Here is a 17,339-nt window from a genome sequence, read left to right as displayed (position 1 = left end):
ATCGTGACTTCGACCGAAGCGACCACCGCAGAGGCGCCGCACTGCCTCGTCGAGCTGCAGGGGTCCACCCTCGTCGTCACGATGAACCGGCCCCAGGCCAAGAACGCGCTGTCCGGCCCGATGATGCAGATCATGCGCGAGGCCTGGGACCGGGTGGACGAGGACCCCGCGATCCGCGCTTGCATCCTCACCGGGGCGGGCGGGGCGTTCTGCGCCGGCGCCGACCTCAAGGCCATGAGCAGCGCACACCCCGGTGACAACGGCGGCGCGGACTTCTCGGTCATCGAGCCGCTGCTCAAGGGGCGCCGGCTCACCAAGCCGCTCATCGCCGCGGTGGAGGGGCCCGCCATCGCCGGCGGCACCGAGATCCTGCAGGCCACCGACATCCGCGTGGCCGGCGAGAGCGCGCGCTTCGGCGTCTCCGAGCCCCGCTGGGGCCTGTTCCCGCTGGGCGGCTCCGCGGTGCGCCTGCCCCGCCAGATCCCCTACACCGTCGCCGCCGACCTGCTGCTGACCGGACGCCACGTGCGTGCGCCCGAGGCCAAGGAGATCGGCCTGATCGGCCACGTCGTGCCGGACGGGCAGGCGCTGGCCAAGGCCCACGAGCTGGCCGACATGATCGCGGCCAACGGCCCGCTCGCCGTGCAGGCCATCCTGCGCACCATCCGGGAGACCGAGGGCCTGCACGAGAACGACGCCTTCAAGATCGACGCCAAGCTGGGCCTGTCGGTGTTCCAGAGCGAGGACGCCAAGGAAGGCCCCCGGGCGTTCGCGGAGAAGCGCACGCCGCAGTTCAAGGGCCGCTAGGCCGGCGCCGGCCCGGGCCCCGCCTCGGCAGGGTCCGGGTTGACCAGCGTCTCGCCCAGCACCTGGATGCTGGCGGTGTCGCGGCATCCGACCACCAGGCTGGTGACTCCCGCCTGCTCCCACTGCCGCACCTGGGCGCGGACGTGCTCGGCGTCGCCGATGATCGCGGTCTCGGCCACCAGCTCGTCCGGAACCGCCGCCACCGCCTCCTCCTTGCGCCCGGAGAGGAACAGCCGGGTGACGTCGTCGACCACCTCCCCGTAGCCCATCCGACGGAACAGCTCGGCGTGGAAGTTCATCTCCGGCGCGCCCATGCCGCCCACGTACAGCGCCATCGTCGGCTTGAGGCGGGCGAGCTCGGCAGCGGCGTCGTCGGTCACCACCACGGTGCAGGTGGCCGCGATCTCGAAGTCCACCCGGCTGCGTCGCGCGCCGGCCCGGGCGAAGCCCTCGTCCAGCCACTCGTCGTACATGCCCGCCAGCGACAGCGAGTAGAAGACGGCCAGCCACCCGTCGGCGATCTCCGCCGTCATCGCCACGTTGCGCGGCCCTTCGGCGCCCAGCCAGATGGGCAGGTCCGCGCGCAGCGGGTGGGTGATGGGCTTGAGCGACTTGCCCAGCCCCGTCGAGCCGGGCCCGCGGTAGGGCAGCGGGTAGTGCGGTGCGTCGTTGACCACGGGAGCCTGCCGCTGCAGCACCTGCCGCACGATGGACACGTACTCGCGGGTGCGCGCCAGCGGCTTGGCGAAGGGTTGGCCGTACCAGCCCTCCACCACCTGGGGGCCGGAGACGCCGAGGCCCAGGATGAAGCGCCCGCCGGTGAGGTGGTCCATGGTGAGGGCGTGCATCGCGCAGCCGGCGGGGCTGCGGGCGGACAGCTGCGCCACCGAGGTGCCCAGCCGCACCCGTGAGGTCTGCGAGCCCCACCAGGCGAGCGGGGTGAACGCGTCGGAGCCCCACGACTCGGCCGCGAACACCGAGGTGAAGCCGGCGTCCTCGGCCGCGAGCACCAGCTCGCCGGTGTTCTCCGGCGGCTGTGCGCCCCAGTACCCGAGCTGTAGTCCCAGCTGCATGTCCACACCCTCCGTCGCAGTTGCTGCATCGTAAGGTCTTGTGAAACAAAGTTGTAACGTGTTCTACTCCGGTTGTGGAGAACCTGAGCGCACCACTGGACATCGCGTTCGACTACACCCGATCCCTCGGCGCCACTCTCGGCCCGTTCATGACGGCGCTGCGGTCGCGCCACGTCATCGGGGTCCGCGGCTCGGACGGCACGGTGCACGTACCCCCCGTGGAGTACGACCCGATCACTGCCGCTGCGCTCACCGACTTCGTGGACGTGGCCGACACCGGCACGGTGCTGAGCTGGTCGTGGGCCCCGCAGCCGCTGGAGGGGCAGCCGCTGAGCACGCCCTTCGCCTGGGCGCTGGTGCAGCTGGACGGGGCGGACACCGCCCTGCTGCACGCCGTGGACGTGGGCGGCGACCCCGGACGGGTGAGCACCGGCATGCGGGTGCGGGCCCGGTGGGCGGCCCAGCCGCTGGGGCGCATCCAGGACATCGTCTGCTTCGAGCCCGCAGGTGACGCTCCGGCAGCCGGCGCTCCCGCGGCGAGCGCGGACGGTGCGCAGGTCACCATGCTGACCACACCGTTCTCGCTCAGCCTCACCCACTCCGCCTCCCCGGAGGAGAGCGCCTACCTGCGTGGCCTGGCCGAGGGCAAGCTGCTCGGCCAGCGCTGCCCGGTCTGCGAGAAGGTCTACATCCCGCCCCGTGGCGCCTGCCCCACCGACGGCGTGCCCACCGAGGAGGAGGTGCAGCTGCCCGACACCGGGACGGTCACCACCTTCTGCATCGTGAACGTGCCGTTCGCCGGGCAGCGGATCAAGCCGCCCTACGTCGCCGCGTACGTCCTGCTCGACGGCGCCGACATCGCCTTCCTGCACCTCATCCTCGGCTGCGACGCCGAGGAGGTCCGGATGGGCATGCGGGTGCGAGCCGTGTGGAAGCCCGCCGAGGAGTGGGGCTACACGCTGGAGAACATCCGTCACTTCGAGCCGAGCGGCGAGCCCGACGCTGCGTACGAGACCTACTCCCACCACCTGTAGACCCGAGAGGAGGCCGACCAGTGGGAGACGTTGCCGTTGTCGGCTTTGCCCAGGCGCCGAACGTGCGCCGCACCCATGGCACCACCAATGGTGTCGAGATGTTGGTGCCCATCTTCCAAGAGCTCTACGCAGCCACCGGGCTGACCAACCGAGACATCAGCTTCTGGTGCTCGGGGTCGTCGGACTACCTGGCCGGCCGCGCCTTCTCGTTCATCTCCGCCATCGACGCGATCGGGGCCTTTCCGCCCATCACCGAGTCGCACGTGGAGATGGACGCCGCCTGGGCCTTGTACGAGGCCTGGGTGAAGATCAAGCTCGGCGAGGCCGACACCGCCCTGGTGTACGGCTTCGGCAAGTCCTCCGCGGGCGACCTGCGCCGGGTGCTGGCCATGCAGCTAGACCCGTACGTGGCCGCGCCGCTGTGGCCGGACTCCGTGGCGCTGGCCGGCCTGCAGGCCCGGCTGGGCATCGAGAGCGGTCGCTGGAGCGAGCGGGAGATGGCCGAGGTGGCCGCCCGCAGCCGCAGCGACGCGATGAACAACCCGCACGCGCAGCTGTCCGGCCACGTCGACGTGGACGAGCTGCTCGCGGCGCCCTACCTGGCTGACCCGCTGCGCATGCACGACTGCGCCCCGATCACCGACGGGGCCTCAGCCGTCATCCTGGCCTCGGCCGAGCGGGCCAGGGAGCTGTGCGAGAACCCGGCGTGGATCACCGGCATCGAGCACCGGGTGGACTCCCCGGCCATCGGCACTCGCGACCTGCTGGCGTCGGCCTCCACCACCGCCTCCGCCCGCGCCGCCGGCGGGGTGGACGGCGTCACCGCAGCTGAGCTGCACGCCCCGTTCAGCCATCAGCAGATCCTGCTGCGCGAGGCCATCGGCCTCAACGGCCAGACCACCGTCAACCCCTCCGGGGGGGTGCTGGCGGGCAACCCGATGTTCTCCGCCGGGCTCAGCCGCATCGGCGAGGCCGCGTCGCGGGTGATGCGCGGGCAGGACCAGAAGGTGCTCGGCCACGCCACCAGCGGGCCGCTGCTGCAACAGAACCTGATCTGCGTGATGGAGGGCCGGGACTCATGAGCAAGCAGCCAGCCGCCGTGCTCGGCGTCGGACAGACCAACCACACCGCCAAGCGCCTGGACGTGTCCATGGCCGGGCTGTGCCGCGAGGCCATCGACCGCGCGATGATCGACGCCGGCGTGGGTTGGGACGACATCGACGCCGTGGTCATCGGCAAGGCGCCCGACCTGTTCGAGGGCGTGATGATGCCCGAGCTGTACCTGGCTGACGCCCTGGGCGCGCGGGGCAAGCCGCTGCTGCGGGTGCACACCGCCGGCTCCGTCGGTGGCTCCACCGCCAACGTCGCGGCCAGCCTGGTGCAGGCCGGGCTGCACAAGCGGGTGCTGGCGGTGGCGTGGGAGAAGCAGTCGGAGTCCAACGCCATGTGGGCGCTGTCCATCGCCGTGCCCTTCTCCATGCCGGTCGGTGCGGGCGCGGGCGGGTACTTCGCCCCGCACGTCCGCTCCTACATCCGCCGCTCGGGCGCGCCGCTGCACATCGGCGCCATGGTGGCGGCCAAGGACCGGCGCAACGGCGCCACCAACCCCTACGCGCACCTGCACCAGCCCGACATCACGGTGGAGTCGGTGCAGGCGTCGAAGATGCTGTGGGACCCCATCCGCTACGACGAGACGTGCCCGTCCTCCGACGGTGCCTGCGCCATGGTGATCGGCGACGAGTCTGCGGCGGCGGCCACCGGCAAGCAGGTGGCCTGGATCCACGCCACGGCGATGCGCTCGGAGCCCACCACCTTCGCCGGTCGCGACCAGGTGAACCCGAAGGCCGGCCGGGACGCCGCAGCCGCGCTGTGGAAGCAGGCCGGCATCACCGACCCGCTGCGCGAGATCGACGCCGCGGAGATCTACGTGCCGTTCTCCTGGTTCGAGCCGATGTGGCTGGAGAACCTCGGGTTCGCCGAGGAGGGCGCGGGGTGGAAGCTCACCGAGGCCGGTGAGACTGAGCAGGACGGGCGCTTGCCGGTCAACGCCAGCGGTGGTGTGCTGTCGTCGAACCCGATCGGCGCCTCCGGCATGCTGCGGTTCGCCGAGGCGGCCCGTCAGGTGATGGGCACCGCCGACGATCACCAGGTGGACGGGGTGCGCACCGCGCTCGGTCACGCCTACGGTGGCGGCTCCCAGTTCTACGCCATGTGGGTGCTCGGGCAGGACAAGACTCCCGACGATCGAAAGCGAGCTGCACGGTGAAGTTCACCCTGGCCATTGCCATGAGTCCCCTCGACCAGCTTCCCGAGCTGGCCAGGACCGCGGAGGAGTGCGGGTTCACCTCCGTCTCCCTGCCCGACTCCCTCTTCTACGCGGAGAAGGTGGCGGCCAAGTACCCGTACACCCCCGACGGTGGCCGGATGTGGACCGAGGAGACACCCTGGGTCGACCCGTTCGTCGCCGCTGCCTCCATGGGTGCGGTCACCAGCACCCTCCGCTTCTACACCGCGGTGCTCAAGCTGGGCTCGCGCAACCCGCTGCTGCTGGCCCGCCAGATCGGCTCGGTCGCCAACATGACCGGGAACCGGTTCGGTCTCGGCGTCGGCCTGGGCTGGTCGCCGGAGGAGTTCGAGTGGTGCGGCGTCCCCTTCGAGCGCAAGGGCGCCCGGGCGAACGAGTCCATCGAGGTCATCAAGCTCGCCCTGGGCGGCGGCATGGTGGAGTACCACGGGGAGTTCTTCGACTTCGACCGGCTGCAGATCAGCCCCGCTCCCACCGAGCCGGTGCCCATCTACGTCGGCGGCCACGTCGACGCCGCGCTGCGCCGGGCTGCCCGGCTCAGTGACGGCTGGACCTCGGCGATGATGAAGATCGCCGAGCTGGAGCGGGTCATCGGCCGCCTCGGTGAGCTGCGCGCAGAGTACGACCGCGCCGACGAGCCCTTCGAGATCCAGGCGGTGTGCATCGACCGCTTCGGCCTGGAGGGCTACCAGGAGCAGGCGGCCATCGGTGTCACCGACGCCATCGTGGTGCCGTGGTCCTTCGACGGCATCCCCTTCGACGGCGAGCTCGAGGCCAAGAAGGACTCCATCCGCAAGTTCGCCGAGACCGTCATCGAGAAGGTGTGACGCCATGACCGCTCCGGACGCCGCTGCCTCCCACACCGTCGGGCACCAGCCCGAGGAGCATCCTGCGCGGGTGGCGTCCCGGCGGTCGATGGACGCCGTCGGGCGCCGCGCCAAGGACGAGTGGGTGGCCCTGTTCGCCGAGGACGCGGTGATCGAGGACCCTGTGGGGCCCTCGCACTTCTCCCCCGACGGCAGCGGCCAGCGGGGCAAGCAGGCCATCGCCGACTTCTGGGACGCCTCGGTGGGCACCGCGCAGAAGGTGGCCTTCACCATCGCCGACTCCTTCGCCTGCGGCGACGAGGTGGCCAACGTCGGCGTCATCACCACCACGGTGGACGAGAACGTGCAGGTCGACGCCGAGGGCGTGTTCATCTACCGGGTGAACGCCGAGGGCCTCATCGTCTCCCTGCGGGCGTTCTGGGAGACCGATCGGGCGATGGCCACGCTGCGCCGCCCGTCCTGACCGGCCCGGCCTCGTGCTCGACCCCGTACGCGTGTACGGGGTTCAGCGGTCGGCCGGGTAGTCGGCCACCTTGCCGCCGCGCTGCAGGATCTCCAGCACCTCCGCCGGCGGCACCGGCTTGCTGAACAGGTAGCCCTGGGCGTTGCCGCAGCCCAGCTCCAGCAGCATCTCGGCTGCCTGCACGGTCTCCACCCCCTCGGCCACCACGTCCAGGCCGAAGGAGTCGGCGAGGCTGATGATGGACTTGACGATGGCCAGGTCGTCGCTGCTGTTGCCGAGGTTGTGCACGAAGCCGCGGTCGATCTTGAGGGTGTCCACCGGCAGCTGCTTGAGCTGACCGAGCGAGCTGCGCCCCGTGCCGAAGTCGTCGATGGCCACGTGCACGCCCAGCTCGTTGAGTCCCCGCAACGTCACCAGCACGCGGTCGAGGTCATGGATCACCGCGTGCTCGGTGATCTCCAGGCACAGGTCCACCCCGCTGAGCTCGTACTCCTCCAGCACCCGCGCCACGGTCTCCACGAAGTCGGTAGAGATGAGCTGGGCGGGCGAGATGTTCACCCGCAGCTTCAGCGACAGCTCGGGCAGGGACTCCTGCCAGTCGTGCATCTGCCGGCACGCCTCCCACAGCACCCAGCGGCCCAGCTCACCGGCGAGGTTGGTGGACTCGGCGATGCCGATGAAGGAGTCCGGCAGCAGCAGGCCCCGGATCGGGTGCTGCCAGCGCACCAGCGCCTCCACCCCGATGATCTGCCCCGACGCCAGGTCCACCTCAGGCTGGTAGTACAGCACCAGCTCGTCGCCGTGGATGGCCGAGCGCAGGTGCATCTCGATGTCGTTGCGCTCCTGGGCGCGGGTGCGCATCTCGTCGGTGAAGCCGACGACGGCGTTGCCGCCCTGCGCCTTGGCCGCCAGCGCCGACTGGTCGGCGAACCCGACCAGCTCCGCCACCGAGCTGCGCCCGGGCACCCCGAGGGCGATGCCGATGCTGACGCTGCGGCTGACCTCCTCGGTCTGCAGCTGGACGGGCTCCGCGGCCACCACCTGCGCCTGCTTGGCCAGCTGGTGCGCACCGTCCATCGTGGTCGGCGCCTGCACCACGATGATGAACTCGTCGCCGCCCATCCGGACCACCAGGTCAGCGGCGAACGCCGCCTCCAGCCGGCCACCGATCGCCCGCAGGTAGGCGTCGCCGGCGGCGTGGCCCAGCGCGTCGTTGACCACCTTGAGCCGGTCGACGTCCAGGAACAGCACGGCCACCGGGCCAGGTCGTCCCGGCTCCAGCCGGTGCTCCAGCTCGCTGAGCAGGCTGCGGCGGTTGGCCAGCCCGGTGAGGGCGTCGTGCTCGGCGAGGTAGCGCAACCGGTCCTCGGCGGCGATGCGCGCCTGCAGCTGGGCGAGAAAGGCGGCGATGGCCTTGAGCGCGTTGATCTCCGAGACCAGCCACTCGCGGTCCCCGTGCTTGACGAAGCCGAGCACGCCGGTGGTGACCGATCCGGACAGCAGCGGCACGGCCGCCATGGACGTCTGGTCCACACCGGACCCGTCCTTGACGCGGCGCTGGTAGTCGTCGGCGTGCGGCCGCACGATCTTCACCTCGGTGGCGTGCTTGGCCGCGGCGAAGATGGGGTCGGCGTCGCGGAAGAACACCACGGCGAGCGGGTCCGGGGTGGGCACGTTGGTCCGTGGTGGCCACTCCGCGACGAGGACGGTGGCGTCCAGCTCCTCGTCGTTGCGGCGCAGGAAGCAGACGTCCACGTCGAGGTACTCGACCAGGTCGCGCAGCACGGCGGTGCAGGCCTCGACGACGGTGCGGGAGTCCACTGCCATGAGGCGGGCGGCGACACCCGTGACCAGCTCCTCCAAGGTCCGCCGCTGGTGCATCGGTCTCCGCTCCGTCGTGTCAGTCACCGGGGCTGCCCGGAGCCGCTGCACCGTCCTGGTGGCCCAGCTGAGCCACCGACAGTCGTTGACTGCGAACAGTAACTGCAGCAGCGCTGCTGAGTCGAAGGACCAGCGCGACACCGTGGTTGGGCGGCAGCTCCACCAGGCTGTGGAAGGCCTTCTGCAGCTGCTCCAGCTCGGCGAGGAACGGCTCGGAGAGCTCACGGAGCTCGGCACTGTCCACGGCGTACAGGAACACCGGTGAGGTCGGGTGCACCGCCAGCCCCAGCTCGTGGGCGCGCAGCCACACCGACTGCACGGCCTCCCCACCCCGCACGTAGCTCGCGGCATCGGTGCCCGCCACGGTGACCACCGCCAGCGCCGAGCTGGACAGCACGCGGGCACGGGTGTCGCGGCCCAGCGGTCGCCCCGCGTTCCAGGCGGCGAGCTCGGCCATGACGTCGGCCCGCCGGACCACGTCCAGGGTGGCCAGGTCTGGCGCGGCCAGCCCCAGGGTGCGCACGTCCAGCCCGGACGCCACCGAGTCACGGCCGGGCCAGCGCAGCTCACCGACCATCTCCGCGTGCAGGCGCGGGGTGAGGTAGCGGATGCGGTCGGCCGCGGCGAGCAGCTCGGCTGCCTCCGCCAGGTCCGTCCGGTCGGTGACCAGGCGCAGCCGCCCGCCCTGGTCGGCGGCGGCCTGCGTGAGCGACTCGGCCACCTCGGGCTCCAGCGGCGCGCCGTCCCCGGTGGCCCGGTTGGTCACCCGCTGCAGCACCAGCCCAGCGCGCCCGCGCAGCTGCTCGTCGGTTCCGGTGCCGAACGACAGCTCCGCCACCACGTCGCTGCTCGGCCCCTCGGGGAAGAGCTGCACGGGCCCGAGCACGCCGAGCGAGGCCGCCGCGACCCTGGCGTTGTACAGCGCAGCACCCAGCGCCACGTGCCCTGCCCGGTGGGCGACGTCCATGGCGGTGGTGCGCTCGCGCACCAGGTGCAGCCGGGCCCCCGTGGCGTCGGCGGAGACCGACCACGGCTGGATGTTGCCGCCCGACGGCGCCCAGCGCACCGCCTGCACCACCGCCAGCGCCGGGTCGGTGCCAAGCCCGGCCGGGTTCTCGGCGCCCGGGTCCTGGCCGTCGGCGGGCGCGGGATCCTGCCGGTCCAGCTCCAGCGGGTCGGTGAGATGGGCGACCTGACCATCGATGTCGATGCGCACCCGCCCGGACGGCATGGGCTCGCCCGTGCCGATCCGCCGCACCACGGCGGCCACCGTGGCCGCACCCAGCAGCACGTCCTCCCCCAGCTGCGGCCAGGTGGACAGGGTGCTGCCGGTCTCCACCAGCGAGGCGCCCATCTTCGCCGACACCTGGGTGGCGTCGACCACGCGGAGCACGTAGGGGATCTTCTCCTGCTGGCTCAGTCCGGCCAGCTCCGCGGAGGTGAGCCCACCGAGCCGGCCGTGGAAGAGCGGGCGGGACGGGTCCACGTCGAAGCGCTCCACGTCCAGCAGGCCGCGGTCGCTGGTCTCCATCACCACCGGGACGCCACGCGCGCGGGCCAGCTCGCGCACCAGCACCTTCACGTCCAGGGAGTCGCACTCCTCCACCACCAGGTCGAGCCCGTCGAAGAACTCCTCGGCGTTGTCGGCGGTGAGCCCCTCGGTGCACACGGTCACCGGGAGGTAGGGGTCCAGCTCAGCGATGCGACGCGCGGCCAGCACCGCCTTGTTCAGGCCCAGGTCGAGCAGCGTGGCCGGGATGCGGTTGAGGTTGGACAGCGCGAGGGTGTCGAAGTCGGCCAGCCGCAGCTGCCCGCACAGGCCCTCCAGGGCGAGCGCGTGCGCCACCGCGTGCCCGACGCTGAGCCCCACCACGCCCACGGTGCGGCTGCGCAGCGCCAGCTGCTGCGACCGGGTGATCTTGTTGCGGTTGCGGTCCAGGCGCAGCAGGTCGAACGACCGGGGGCCGACCACCCCGACGAGGGTGTTGCGCCACGGGTAGTGCACCCAGCGGTCGGGCTCGGTCAGCGGCTCCGCACCGACCAGGCTCTGCACCCGGGCCAGGTCCGCGTGCTGCTCCGCGCGCAGGTCGAGCACCCGGGTGCCCGTCGAGCGCAGCCGCTCGAGGGTGGCTCCATCCTCGGCAGTCCGCTCGTCCAGAACCTGCGCGCGCCACTCCTGGTCCTCGGTCACAGCTGGGTGGCCCCGCGCCCGTGCGCCGCGGCGTAGCGGCGGCCGACGCCCCCCTGCTCGGCCAGCGCGGCACTCTCCCGCAGGATGTGGACCACTTGGTCCTGCTTGGCCAGCTCGCCGTAGGTGAGACGGTCGAACCACATCAGCTTCGTCTCGTAGCGGTCGTCGGGGTAGGGCACCGCCGGCACGTCGTCGGCGATCACGCCCCCGCAGGTCGACCACCGGTCCAGCACGTAGCCGGCCGCGGTCGCGTGGGCGTGGCGCACGTCCAGCAAGCCCAGAGCGTGGATGACCGTGCGCGACAGCGCCGCGGTGAGGGCGCTGCGGGAGGCGACCCGATCGGACACCCAGGCGGTCTTCAGCTCGATCACCCCCTCCGGCAGTCGGCTGGCCACCATCTCGTGGATCTGCTGGTAGCCGGGCTGGCCGGCCCACTCGGTGAGGGCGTGGGACTGCGCGGGGCTGGTGTAGGGGCCCTGCACGCGCACGCCGCCGGCAAGCTCACCCGCCGGGGAGGTGATGGCGAAGAACATCGAGGTGCTCCGGCCGTCCCGGACGCTGTCCAGGTCGATGGCGCTCTGCACGCCGAACTTCCGGTAGTTGTCGACGGCCCCCGCCAGGTACTCCTGCCAGGTGTCCGGCGCCCCGTCCGGAGTGAGGGCGGTGAACCGGCAGCCCGTTGCCGCGTCCACATAGCTCTGCCCCCCGACGAGCGCCGGCTGCCGCTCGTGCCCGTTCATCAGCCGACCCATGTTTCCCCATCCCCGACCGTGTGCAGCTGACGCCGTGTGCGCCCACTGCTGAGAGGAACAAACTGCCTTCCCGTCTGCCATGCGAACGTCACCGCTGCGGGAGCACCACCAATCTCTCAATGGCTTGCCGGCTCAGTGAAACACAACTGGCACAAGAACACCGACGATTTCCCTGGCCAATTCTGCACCGCGCTCCGTTGTGGGCAATTCCCGTACGGCGGCGCTGCCGACCGCTCCCGCAACGCCCGGAGGGCACCACGCTGTGACCAGCGCAGTGCCCTCGTGGAACCCTAGAGCGGAACCGGTCGTCCCGGCCCGCCCGTCGATCAGGCGTACTTGACCTGAAGCTCCTTGATGCCGTTCAGCCAGCCCGAGCGCAGCCGGCGCGGCTCGGCCACCTTGGTGATGTTGGGCATGTGGTCGGCAATGGCGTTGAACATCAGGTTGACCTCGAGCCGCGCAAGGTTGGCGCCGAGGCAGTAGTGCGCACCGGTGCCGCCGAAAGCGAGGTGGGGGTTGTTCTCCCGGGTGATGTCGAACTTCATCGGGTCGTCGAAGACCGTCTCGTCGAAGTTGCCCGAGCTGTAGAACATCACCACTCGGTCGCCCTTCTTGATCTGCTGGCCGCCGAGGACGGTGTCCTCCAGCGCAGTGCGCTGGAAGTTGATGATCGGCGTGGCCCACCGGATGATCTCGTCGGCCGCAGTCTCCGGGCGCTCCTTCTTGAACAGCTCCCACTGCTCGGGGTGCTCCATGAACGCGATCATCCCGTGGGTGATGGCGTTGCGGGTGGTCTCGTTGCCGGCCACCGCCAGCAGGATCACGAAGAAGCCGAACTCCTCCGAGGACAGCACCTCGCCGTCGATGTCCGCCTCGACGAGCTTGGTGACGATGTCGTCCATCGGACAACCCTTGCGCTGCTCCGCCAGCTCGTAGGCGTAGCCGAGCAGACCCATGGATGCCTGGATCTCGTCCGTCTCCATCTCCGGGTCGTCGTAGGCCGTCATCTGGTTGGACCAGTCGAAGACCTTCATGCGGTCCTCCTGCGGCACGCCCAGCATCTCCGCGATGGCCTGCAGCGGCAGCTCGCACGCCACCTGGGTGACGAAGTCGCCCTGGCCGGTGGCCGCGGCCTCCTCGACGATCCGCTTGGCCCGTGCGTTCAGGGCCTCCTGCAGGCTGTTGATGGCCCGGGGGGTGAAGCCACGGGAGACCAGGCGACGCAGCTTGGTGTGCTCCGGAGCGTCCTTGTTCAGCAGGATCACCCGCTGCAGCTCGATCTGCTCGCGCTCGATGTCGTCGCGGAAGCGGGTGATGGCGGTGTTCTCCTCCGAGGAGAACACGTCGCTGCGGCGGGACACCTCCTTGATGTCGGCGTGGGTGGACACCACCCAGTAGCCACCGTCGTGGAACCCGCCACCGGTCCCCTCCTGCTGGTCCATCCAGAAGACTGGAGCGGTCTTGCGCGCCTCGGCGAACTTCTCCATCGGGATGCGGTCGAGATACAAGTCCGGGTCAGTGAAGTCGAAACCCGGCGGGAAGCCGGGTCGTGTCCGAGTCTCGTCCTGGCTTGTGGTCACGCTGCACTCCTGACGTGGGGGGCTTGGCTCTCCGTTGCGCTGCATTACGGCCAGTGTGGCCCGTAACACGTTCTAGCCCATTCAAGCACGAGAAGCGCCGCCCGGCTAGGGGAGAGCGTGGCGCCTGTTGCCCGCCCGGTGAACCTGTTCTAGGTTGGCGGCAGGCCAGGAGAGGAGCCCCCCAGTGGGTAGTCCAGTCATCGTCGAGGCAGCGCGGACCCCGATCGGCAAGCGCGGAGGCTGGTTGTCCGGCCTGCACGCCGCGGAGCTGCTCGGCAAGGCGCAGCAGGCGGTCATCGACCGGTCCGGGATCAGCCCGGAGGTGGTGGAGCAGGTGATCGGCGGTTGCGTGACGCAGGCCGGCGAGCAGTCCAACAACGTCACTCGCACCGCCTGGCTCAACGCGGGCCTGCCCTGGCAGACCGGCACCACCACCGTCGACTGCCAGTGCGGCTCGGCCCAGCAGGCCACCCACCTCGTGGCGGGACTCATCGCCACCGGCGCCATCGACGTCGGCATCTCCTGCGGCATCGAGGCGATGAGCCGCGTGCCCTTGGGCTCACACCTGAGCGTGGACGTCGGGACCCCGCGCCCGGACTCCTGGGACATCGACATGCCGGGGCAGTTCCTGGCCGCCGAGCGGATCGCCGAGCGTCGCGGCCTCACCCGGGACGACGTCGAGGCGCTCGGGGTGTCCTCGCAGCAGCGCGCCCGCCAGGCCTGGGACGAGGGCCGGTTCGACCGCGAGGTCGTGCCGGTGCAGACCGCGGACGGGTTGGTGAGCCGCGACCAGGGACTGCGGGAGACCACCAGGGAGGGCCTGGCCAAGCTCAACCCCGTGATGCCCGACGGCATCCACACCGCCGGCACCTCCTCGCAGATCTCCGACGGCGCCGCCGCCGTGCTGCTGATGGACTCCGACCGCGCCGAGGCGCTGGGCCTGCGGCCCCGTGCTCGCATCGTCACCCAGGCGCTGGTGGGCGCCGAGCCGTTCTACCACCTGGACGGACCGGTGCAGGCCACCGAGCGGGTGCTCGAGCGCAGCGGCATGAAGATGGGCGACATCGACCTCTTCGAGGTGAACGAGGCCTTCGCGTCCGTCCTGCTGTCCTGGGCCCAGGTGCACAAGGCCGACATGGACAAGGTGAACGTCAACGGCGGCGCACTGGCCCTGGGCCACCCGGTGGGATCCACCGGCGCGCGGCTGATCACCACCGCGCTGCACGAGCTGGAGCGTCGGGACGCCTCCACCGCGCTGATCACCATGTGTGCCGGCGGAGCCCTGTCCACGGGCACCATCATCGAGCGGCTCTGAGCGAGATGAGCACTCCGACCAGGCCCCGCGGGCTGGACTCCCCGTGGACCGTCAAGGTCATCAAGGCGATGTCCGCGGTCAACGTCCGGCTCTACCAGCTGACCGGGGGCCGGGTGGGCAGCAAGTGGCGCGTGGGCAGCGCCTTCCCACGGGGCATCCCGGTCTGCCTGGTCACCACCACCGGCCGCAAGACCGGCCAGCCCCGCGTCTCCCCGCTGCTGTTCCTGCCCGACGGTGACCGCATCGTGCTGGTGGCCTCCCAGGGTGGCCTGCCCAAGAACCCGATGTGGTTCCTGAACATGCTGGCCACCCCGGAGGTCACCGTGCAGATCCGCTCGGACGTGCGCACGATGCGGGCACGGGTCGCCGCTCCCGACGAGCGCGCCGAGCTGTGGCCCAAGCTGGTGGCGATGTACGCCGACTTCGACAGCTACCAGTCCTGGACCGAGCGCGAGATTCCGGTGGTGATCTGCGAGCCGGCCTGACGGCTCGGGCTAGCGGGCGCCGTAGACCGGCGACGGCTTCGGCGCCTCGCCGAGGATCTCCCGCACCACCGGGCCCAGCTCGGCCGGGTCCCAGCGTGCACCCTTGTCACGCTGCGCGCTGCGCTGCCAGCCGTCGGCGACCGCGACCATGCCACCCTCGACCTCGAAGACCCGCCCGGTGACGTCGCCGGACTCCTCGGAGCCCAGCCAGACCACCAGCGGGGAGATGTTCGCCGGGTCCATCGCGTCGAAGGCGTCGCCCTCCGGCTTGGCCATGGTGTCGGCGAAGACCGCCTCGGTCATCCGGGTGCGGGCAGAGGGGGCGATGGCGTTGACCGTCACGCCGTACGAGGCCATCTCCGAGGCCGCCTGGATGGTCAGCAGGGCGATGCCGGCCTTGGCGGCGGCGTAGTTGCCCTGGCCGATCGAGCCCAGCAGGCCTGCGCCGGAGGAGGTGTTGATGACGCGGGCCTGGCGGGGACGCCCGGCCTTGGACTCCGCGCGCCAGTAGGCGGCCGCGTGACGCAGGGTGGCGAAGTGGCCCTTGAGGTGCACCCGGATCACCGAGTCCCAGTCCTGCTCGCTCATCCCCACGAGCATCTTGTCGCGGAGGAAGCCGGCGTTGTTCACCAGCACGTCCAGGCCACCGAAGGTGTCGATGGCGGTGCGCACGAGGTTCTCCGCGCCGGCCCAGTCGGCCACGTCGTCGCCGTTGACCACGGCTTCGCCACCGGCGGCCTTGATCTCGGCCACCACCTGCTCGGCGGGCGACTCACCGGTCGCCGACCCGTCCAGGCCGGCCCCGATGTCGTTGACGACAACCTTGGCACCCGCGGCGGCGAAAGCCAGCGCGTGCTCGCGACCGATGCCCCGGCCTGCTCCGGTGACGATGACGACGCGTCCGTCCAACAACGTGCTCACGTGTTCTCCTTCTCGATGTGTCCCGGAGTCAGCTCCCGGACAGTGAACCTAACAAGCACTCGCTTGGCTAGGGAGTCAGTACCGCTCAGGCCGGAGCCGAGATGCCGTGCAGGACGATCCCCAGGTACTCCTGAGCCACCACCTCGCTGCTCATCGCCAGGCCCGGCCGGTACCAGCGCACGGCCACCCACACCGTGTCGCGGATGAAGCGGTAGGCCACGTCGATGTCCAGGTCCGCCCGAAAGCTCCCGTCGGCGACGCCGCGCTGCAGCACACCGATCCAGAGGTCCCGGAACTCGGTGTTGCGATCAGCGATGAAGCGGAACTGGGGAAGCGCCACCAGGTGCTTGGCCTCGTCCTGGTAGATCGCCACCGCGGAGTGCCTGCGGTCGATCGCGTCGAACGAGGTGGCCACCAGCGCCTCGAGCGTGTGGCGGGGATCGAGGCCCGCTGCGACGATGGACCGGTAGCTGTCGAAGAGCTCGTCCAGGAACTCCCGGAGGATCTCCTCGACCATCGCCTCCTTGGAGCGGAAGTGGTGGTAGAGGCTGCCGGAGAGGATGCCTGCGCTGTCGGCGATGTCGCGCACAGTGGTCGCGCGCAGGCCCTGCTTGGCGAACAGCTCAGCCGCGAGCTGCAGCAGCTCGGCCCGCCGGCCAGAAGTCTCGGTCACCCCGGCAGCATACCAACCAAGCACTTGCTAGGGTGCCGCCATGGAGAACACGTGCGCGCTGGTCACCGGCGGTACCGGCGGTCTCGGCGCCGAGACGGCGCGTCGCCTGTCCGCCCAGGGGCACCCCGTCGCCCTGGCCTACCGGTCCAACCACACGGCGGCGGACGCCCTGGTCGCCGAGCTCACCGCCGGCGGTGGTCGTGCTCGGGCCTGGCCCATCGACCTCACTGACGTCCAGGAGTGCGCCGCGCTCGCCCGGCAGGCGGAGGCGGACTTCGGTCCGGTGGCCGTCCTGGTGCACGCCGCGGGGCCGCACGTGCCGATGGTGCACCTGTCGCGCGTGGCACCGGAGACCTACGCGCAGCACCTGCGCGAGGAGGCGCTGGCCTTCTTCACCATCGTGAGCGCGTGCTTGGACCAGCTGCGTCGCACCCGCGGCTCGGTCGTGGCGGTGACCACCGCGGCCACCGCCCGCTACCCCGTCCGAGACGGGCTCTCCGCCGGAACCAAGGGAGCCGTGGAACAGCTGGTGCGCGGGTATGCGGCCGAGGAGGGCCGGTTCGGGGTGCGCTTCAACGCCGTAGGTCCGGGAATGCTCACCGACGGCATGGCCGCCCGCCTCATCGGCACCGGCGAGCTGGACGAGCGAGCGCTGGAGGTCACCCGCGCGAACATTCCGCTCGGGCGGTTCGGATCAGCAGGCGACATCGCCGAGGCCGTGTGCTTCCTGGCCAGCGAGCGAGCCGGTTTCATCACCGGACAAAAGCTCGACGTGGACGGCGGTTACTCGGTCTGACCATTCAGCCCGCAGCCGGGAACGCACTGCTGAAATGGTCGTGAACGCACGAAAGAGGATCCCCGCAAGGGGATCCTCTTTCGTGGTGGTGCAAATGATGTTCGGCGGCGTCCTACTCTCCCACACCCTGTCGGGTGCAGTACCATCGGCGCTGGAGGACTTAGCTTCCGGGTTCGGGATGGGACCGGGCGTTTCCCCTCCGCTATGACCGCCGTAACTCTGTGAAACAGCCACCT

16 protein-coding genes and 1 rRNA gene are annotated in these 17,339 nt (G+C 70.8%); 9 read left to right on the top strand and 8 right to left on the bottom strand.

Features of this window, described 5'->3' with window-relative positions:
- Positions 1 to 3: 3 nt before the first annotated feature.
- A complete protein-coding gene (locus AC3YNX_RS06750; protein WP_127781912.1) occupies positions 4 to 807 on the top strand; it encodes a crotonase/enoyl-CoA hydratase family protein in 804 nt (267 codons plus the stop codon).
- Here the strand turns inward: AC3YNX_RS06750 and AC3YNX_RS06745 are convergent.
- Complete coding sequence (locus AC3YNX_RS06745) at positions 804 to 1,880, bottom strand: LLM class F420-dependent oxidoreductase (RefSeq protein ID WP_489994998.1); 1,077 nt, start codon at positions 1,878 to 1,880, stop codon at positions 804 to 806. The two genes, AC3YNX_RS06750 and AC3YNX_RS06745, sit on opposite strands and share 4 nt — an antisense overlap.
- A 74-nt stretch (positions 1,881 to 1,954) precedes the next feature.
- On the opposite strand from AC3YNX_RS06745, the gene AC3YNX_RS06740 reads away from it, so the two are divergent.
- From AC3YNX_RS06740 to AC3YNX_RS06720, 5 genes are read left to right on the top strand one after another with little or no spacing between them, the layout of a single operon-like run.
- Positions 1,955 to 2,914 (top strand): Zn-ribbon domain-containing OB-fold protein, encoded by a 960-nt coding sequence (locus AC3YNX_RS06740; RefSeq protein WP_241249637.1) that lies wholly within the window; start codon positions 1,955 to 1,957, stop codon positions 2,912 to 2,914.
- A 20-nt stretch (positions 2,915 to 2,934) separates the two neighbouring features.
- Positions 2,935 to 3,996, top strand: a complete 1,062-nt coding sequence (locus tag AC3YNX_RS06735; RefSeq protein WP_127781910.1) for a thiolase family protein — start codon at positions 2,935 to 2,937, stop codon at positions 3,994 to 3,996.
- Positions 3,993 to 5,180 carry a thiolase domain-containing protein gene (locus AC3YNX_RS06730; protein WP_127781909.1) on the top strand — a complete coding sequence of 396 codons (1,188 nt, stop codon included), beginning with the start codon at positions 3,993 to 3,995 and terminating at the stop codon, positions 5,178 to 5,180. Before AC3YNX_RS06735 ends, AC3YNX_RS06730 begins: the two co-directional genes overlap by 4 nt.
- Positions 5,177 to 6,046, top strand: coding sequence for a TIGR03619 family F420-dependent LLM class oxidoreductase (locus AC3YNX_RS06725; RefSeq protein ID WP_127781908.1), 870 nt, complete (start codon positions 5,177 to 5,179; stop codon positions 6,044 to 6,046). Before AC3YNX_RS06730 ends, AC3YNX_RS06725 begins: the two co-directional genes overlap by 4 nt.
- A gap of 4 nt (positions 6,047 to 6,050) precedes the next feature.
- Entirely contained in the window at positions 6,051 to 6,509 is a 459-nt protein-coding gene (locus AC3YNX_RS06720; protein WP_489983496.1) for a nuclear transport factor 2 family protein, read from the top strand.
- 42 nt (positions 6,510 to 6,551) lie between these two features.
- Here the strand turns inward: AC3YNX_RS06720 and AC3YNX_RS06715 are convergent, their stop codons facing one another.
- The 4 genes from AC3YNX_RS06715 to AC3YNX_RS06700 all read right to left on the bottom strand — a co-directional run bounded on the left by AC3YNX_RS06715 (position 6,552) and on the right by AC3YNX_RS06700 (position 12,913).
- Positions 6,552 to 8,390, bottom strand: coding sequence for a putative bifunctional diguanylate cyclase/phosphodiesterase (locus AC3YNX_RS06715; protein ID WP_489994997.1), 1,839 nt, complete (start codon positions 8,388 to 8,390; stop codon positions 6,552 to 6,554).
- A gap of 19 nt (positions 8,391 to 8,409) precedes the next feature.
- Positions 8,410 to 10,581 carry an Rv1355c family protein gene (locus AC3YNX_RS06710; RefSeq protein WP_489994996.1) on the bottom strand — a complete coding sequence of 724 codons (2,172 nt, stop codon included), beginning with the start codon at positions 10,579 to 10,581 and terminating at the stop codon, positions 8,410 to 8,412.
- Positions 10,578 to 11,333 (bottom strand): hypothetical protein, encoded by a 756-nt coding sequence (locus AC3YNX_RS06705; RefSeq protein ID WP_127781904.1) that lies wholly within the window; start codon positions 11,331 to 11,333, stop codon positions 10,578 to 10,580. Before AC3YNX_RS06705 ends, AC3YNX_RS06710 begins: the two co-directional genes overlap by 4 nt.
- A gap of 326 nt (positions 11,334 to 11,659) precedes the next feature.
- The gene (locus AC3YNX_RS06700; RefSeq protein WP_241249628.1) at positions 11,660 to 12,913 is read right to left on the bottom strand and encodes a cytochrome P450; all 1,254 of its coding nucleotides are present in this window, start codon (positions 12,911 to 12,913) and stop codon (positions 11,660 to 11,662) included.
- A gap of 184 nt (positions 12,914 to 13,097) precedes the next feature.
- Here AC3YNX_RS06700 and AC3YNX_RS06695 point away from each other — a divergent pair, with 184 nt between their 5' ends.
- Together AC3YNX_RS06695 and AC3YNX_RS06690 are read left to right on the top strand one after the other, a co-directional pair.
- Positions 13,098 to 14,228: a steroid 3-ketoacyl-CoA thiolase gene (locus tag AC3YNX_RS06695; RefSeq protein WP_489983494.1), complete on the top strand. Its 1,131-nt coding sequence runs from the start codon at positions 13,098 to 13,100 to the stop codon at positions 14,226 to 14,228.
- 5 nt (positions 14,229 to 14,233) lie between these two features.
- Entirely contained in the window at positions 14,234 to 14,713 is a 480-nt protein-coding gene (locus tag AC3YNX_RS06690; RefSeq protein ID WP_489983493.1) for a nitroreductase family deazaflavin-dependent oxidoreductase, read from the top strand.
- Between the two features lie 9 nt (positions 14,714 to 14,722).
- Here the strand turns inward: AC3YNX_RS06690 and AC3YNX_RS06685 are convergent, their stop codons facing one another.
- A complete protein-coding gene (locus AC3YNX_RS06685; RefSeq protein WP_489994995.1) occupies positions 14,723 to 15,634 on the bottom strand; it encodes an SDR family oxidoreductase in 912 nt (303 codons plus the stop codon).
- Between the two features lie 85 nt (positions 15,635 to 15,719).
- Positions 15,720 to 16,307 (bottom strand): TetR/AcrR family transcriptional regulator, encoded by a 588-nt coding sequence (locus AC3YNX_RS06680; RefSeq protein WP_164860550.1) that lies wholly within the window; start codon positions 16,305 to 16,307, stop codon positions 15,720 to 15,722.
- 40 nt (positions 16,308 to 16,347) lie between these two features.
- On the opposite strand from AC3YNX_RS06680, the gene AC3YNX_RS06675 reads away from it, so the two are divergent.
- A complete protein-coding gene (locus tag AC3YNX_RS06675) occupies positions 16,348 to 17,103 on the top strand; it encodes an SDR family NAD(P)-dependent oxidoreductase (RefSeq protein ID WP_489994994.1) in 756 nt (251 codons plus the stop codon).
- 99 nt (positions 17,104 to 17,202) lie between these two features.
- On the opposite strand, the gene rrf is transcribed toward AC3YNX_RS06675, so the two are convergent.
- Positions 17,203 to 17,319 (bottom strand): 5S ribosomal RNA (gene rrf, locus AC3YNX_RS06670).
- Between the last annotated feature and the right edge of the window lie 20 nt (positions 17,320 to 17,339).

This window comes from Rhodococcus sp. Z13_19A (genome assembly GCF_058133575.1).
This window is presented reverse-complemented; position numbering and strand designations above follow the sequence as displayed.

Bases quoted from the DNA above. Each gene is read 5' to 3' on its own strand.
- AC3YNX_RS06715 (WP_489994997.1), bottom strand. From the start codon at position 8,390: ATGCACCAGCGGCGGACCTTGGAGGAGCTGGTCACGGGTGTCGCCGCC.
- AC3YNX_RS06705 (WP_127781904.1), bottom strand. From the start codon at position 11,333: ATGGGTCGGCTGATGAACGGGCACGAGCGGCAGCCGGCGCTCGTCGGG.
- AC3YNX_RS06745 (WP_489994998.1), bottom strand. From the start codon at position 1,880: ATGCAGCTGGGACTACAGCTCGGGTACTGGGGCGCACAGCCGCCGGAG.
- AC3YNX_RS06675 (WP_489994994.1), top strand. From the start codon at position 16,348: ATGGAGAACACGTGCGCGCTGGTCACCGGCGGTACCGGCGGTCTCGGC.
- AC3YNX_RS06730 (WP_127781909.1), top strand. From the start codon at position 3,993: ATGAGCAAGCAGCCAGCCGCCGTGCTCGGCGTCGGACAGACCAACCAC.
- AC3YNX_RS06690 (WP_489983493.1), top strand. From the start codon at position 14,234: ATGAGCACTCCGACCAGGCCCCGCGGGCTGGACTCCCCGTGGACCGTC.
- AC3YNX_RS06720 (WP_489983496.1), top strand. From the start codon at position 6,051: ATGACCGCTCCGGACGCCGCTGCCTCCCACACCGTCGGGCACCAGCCC.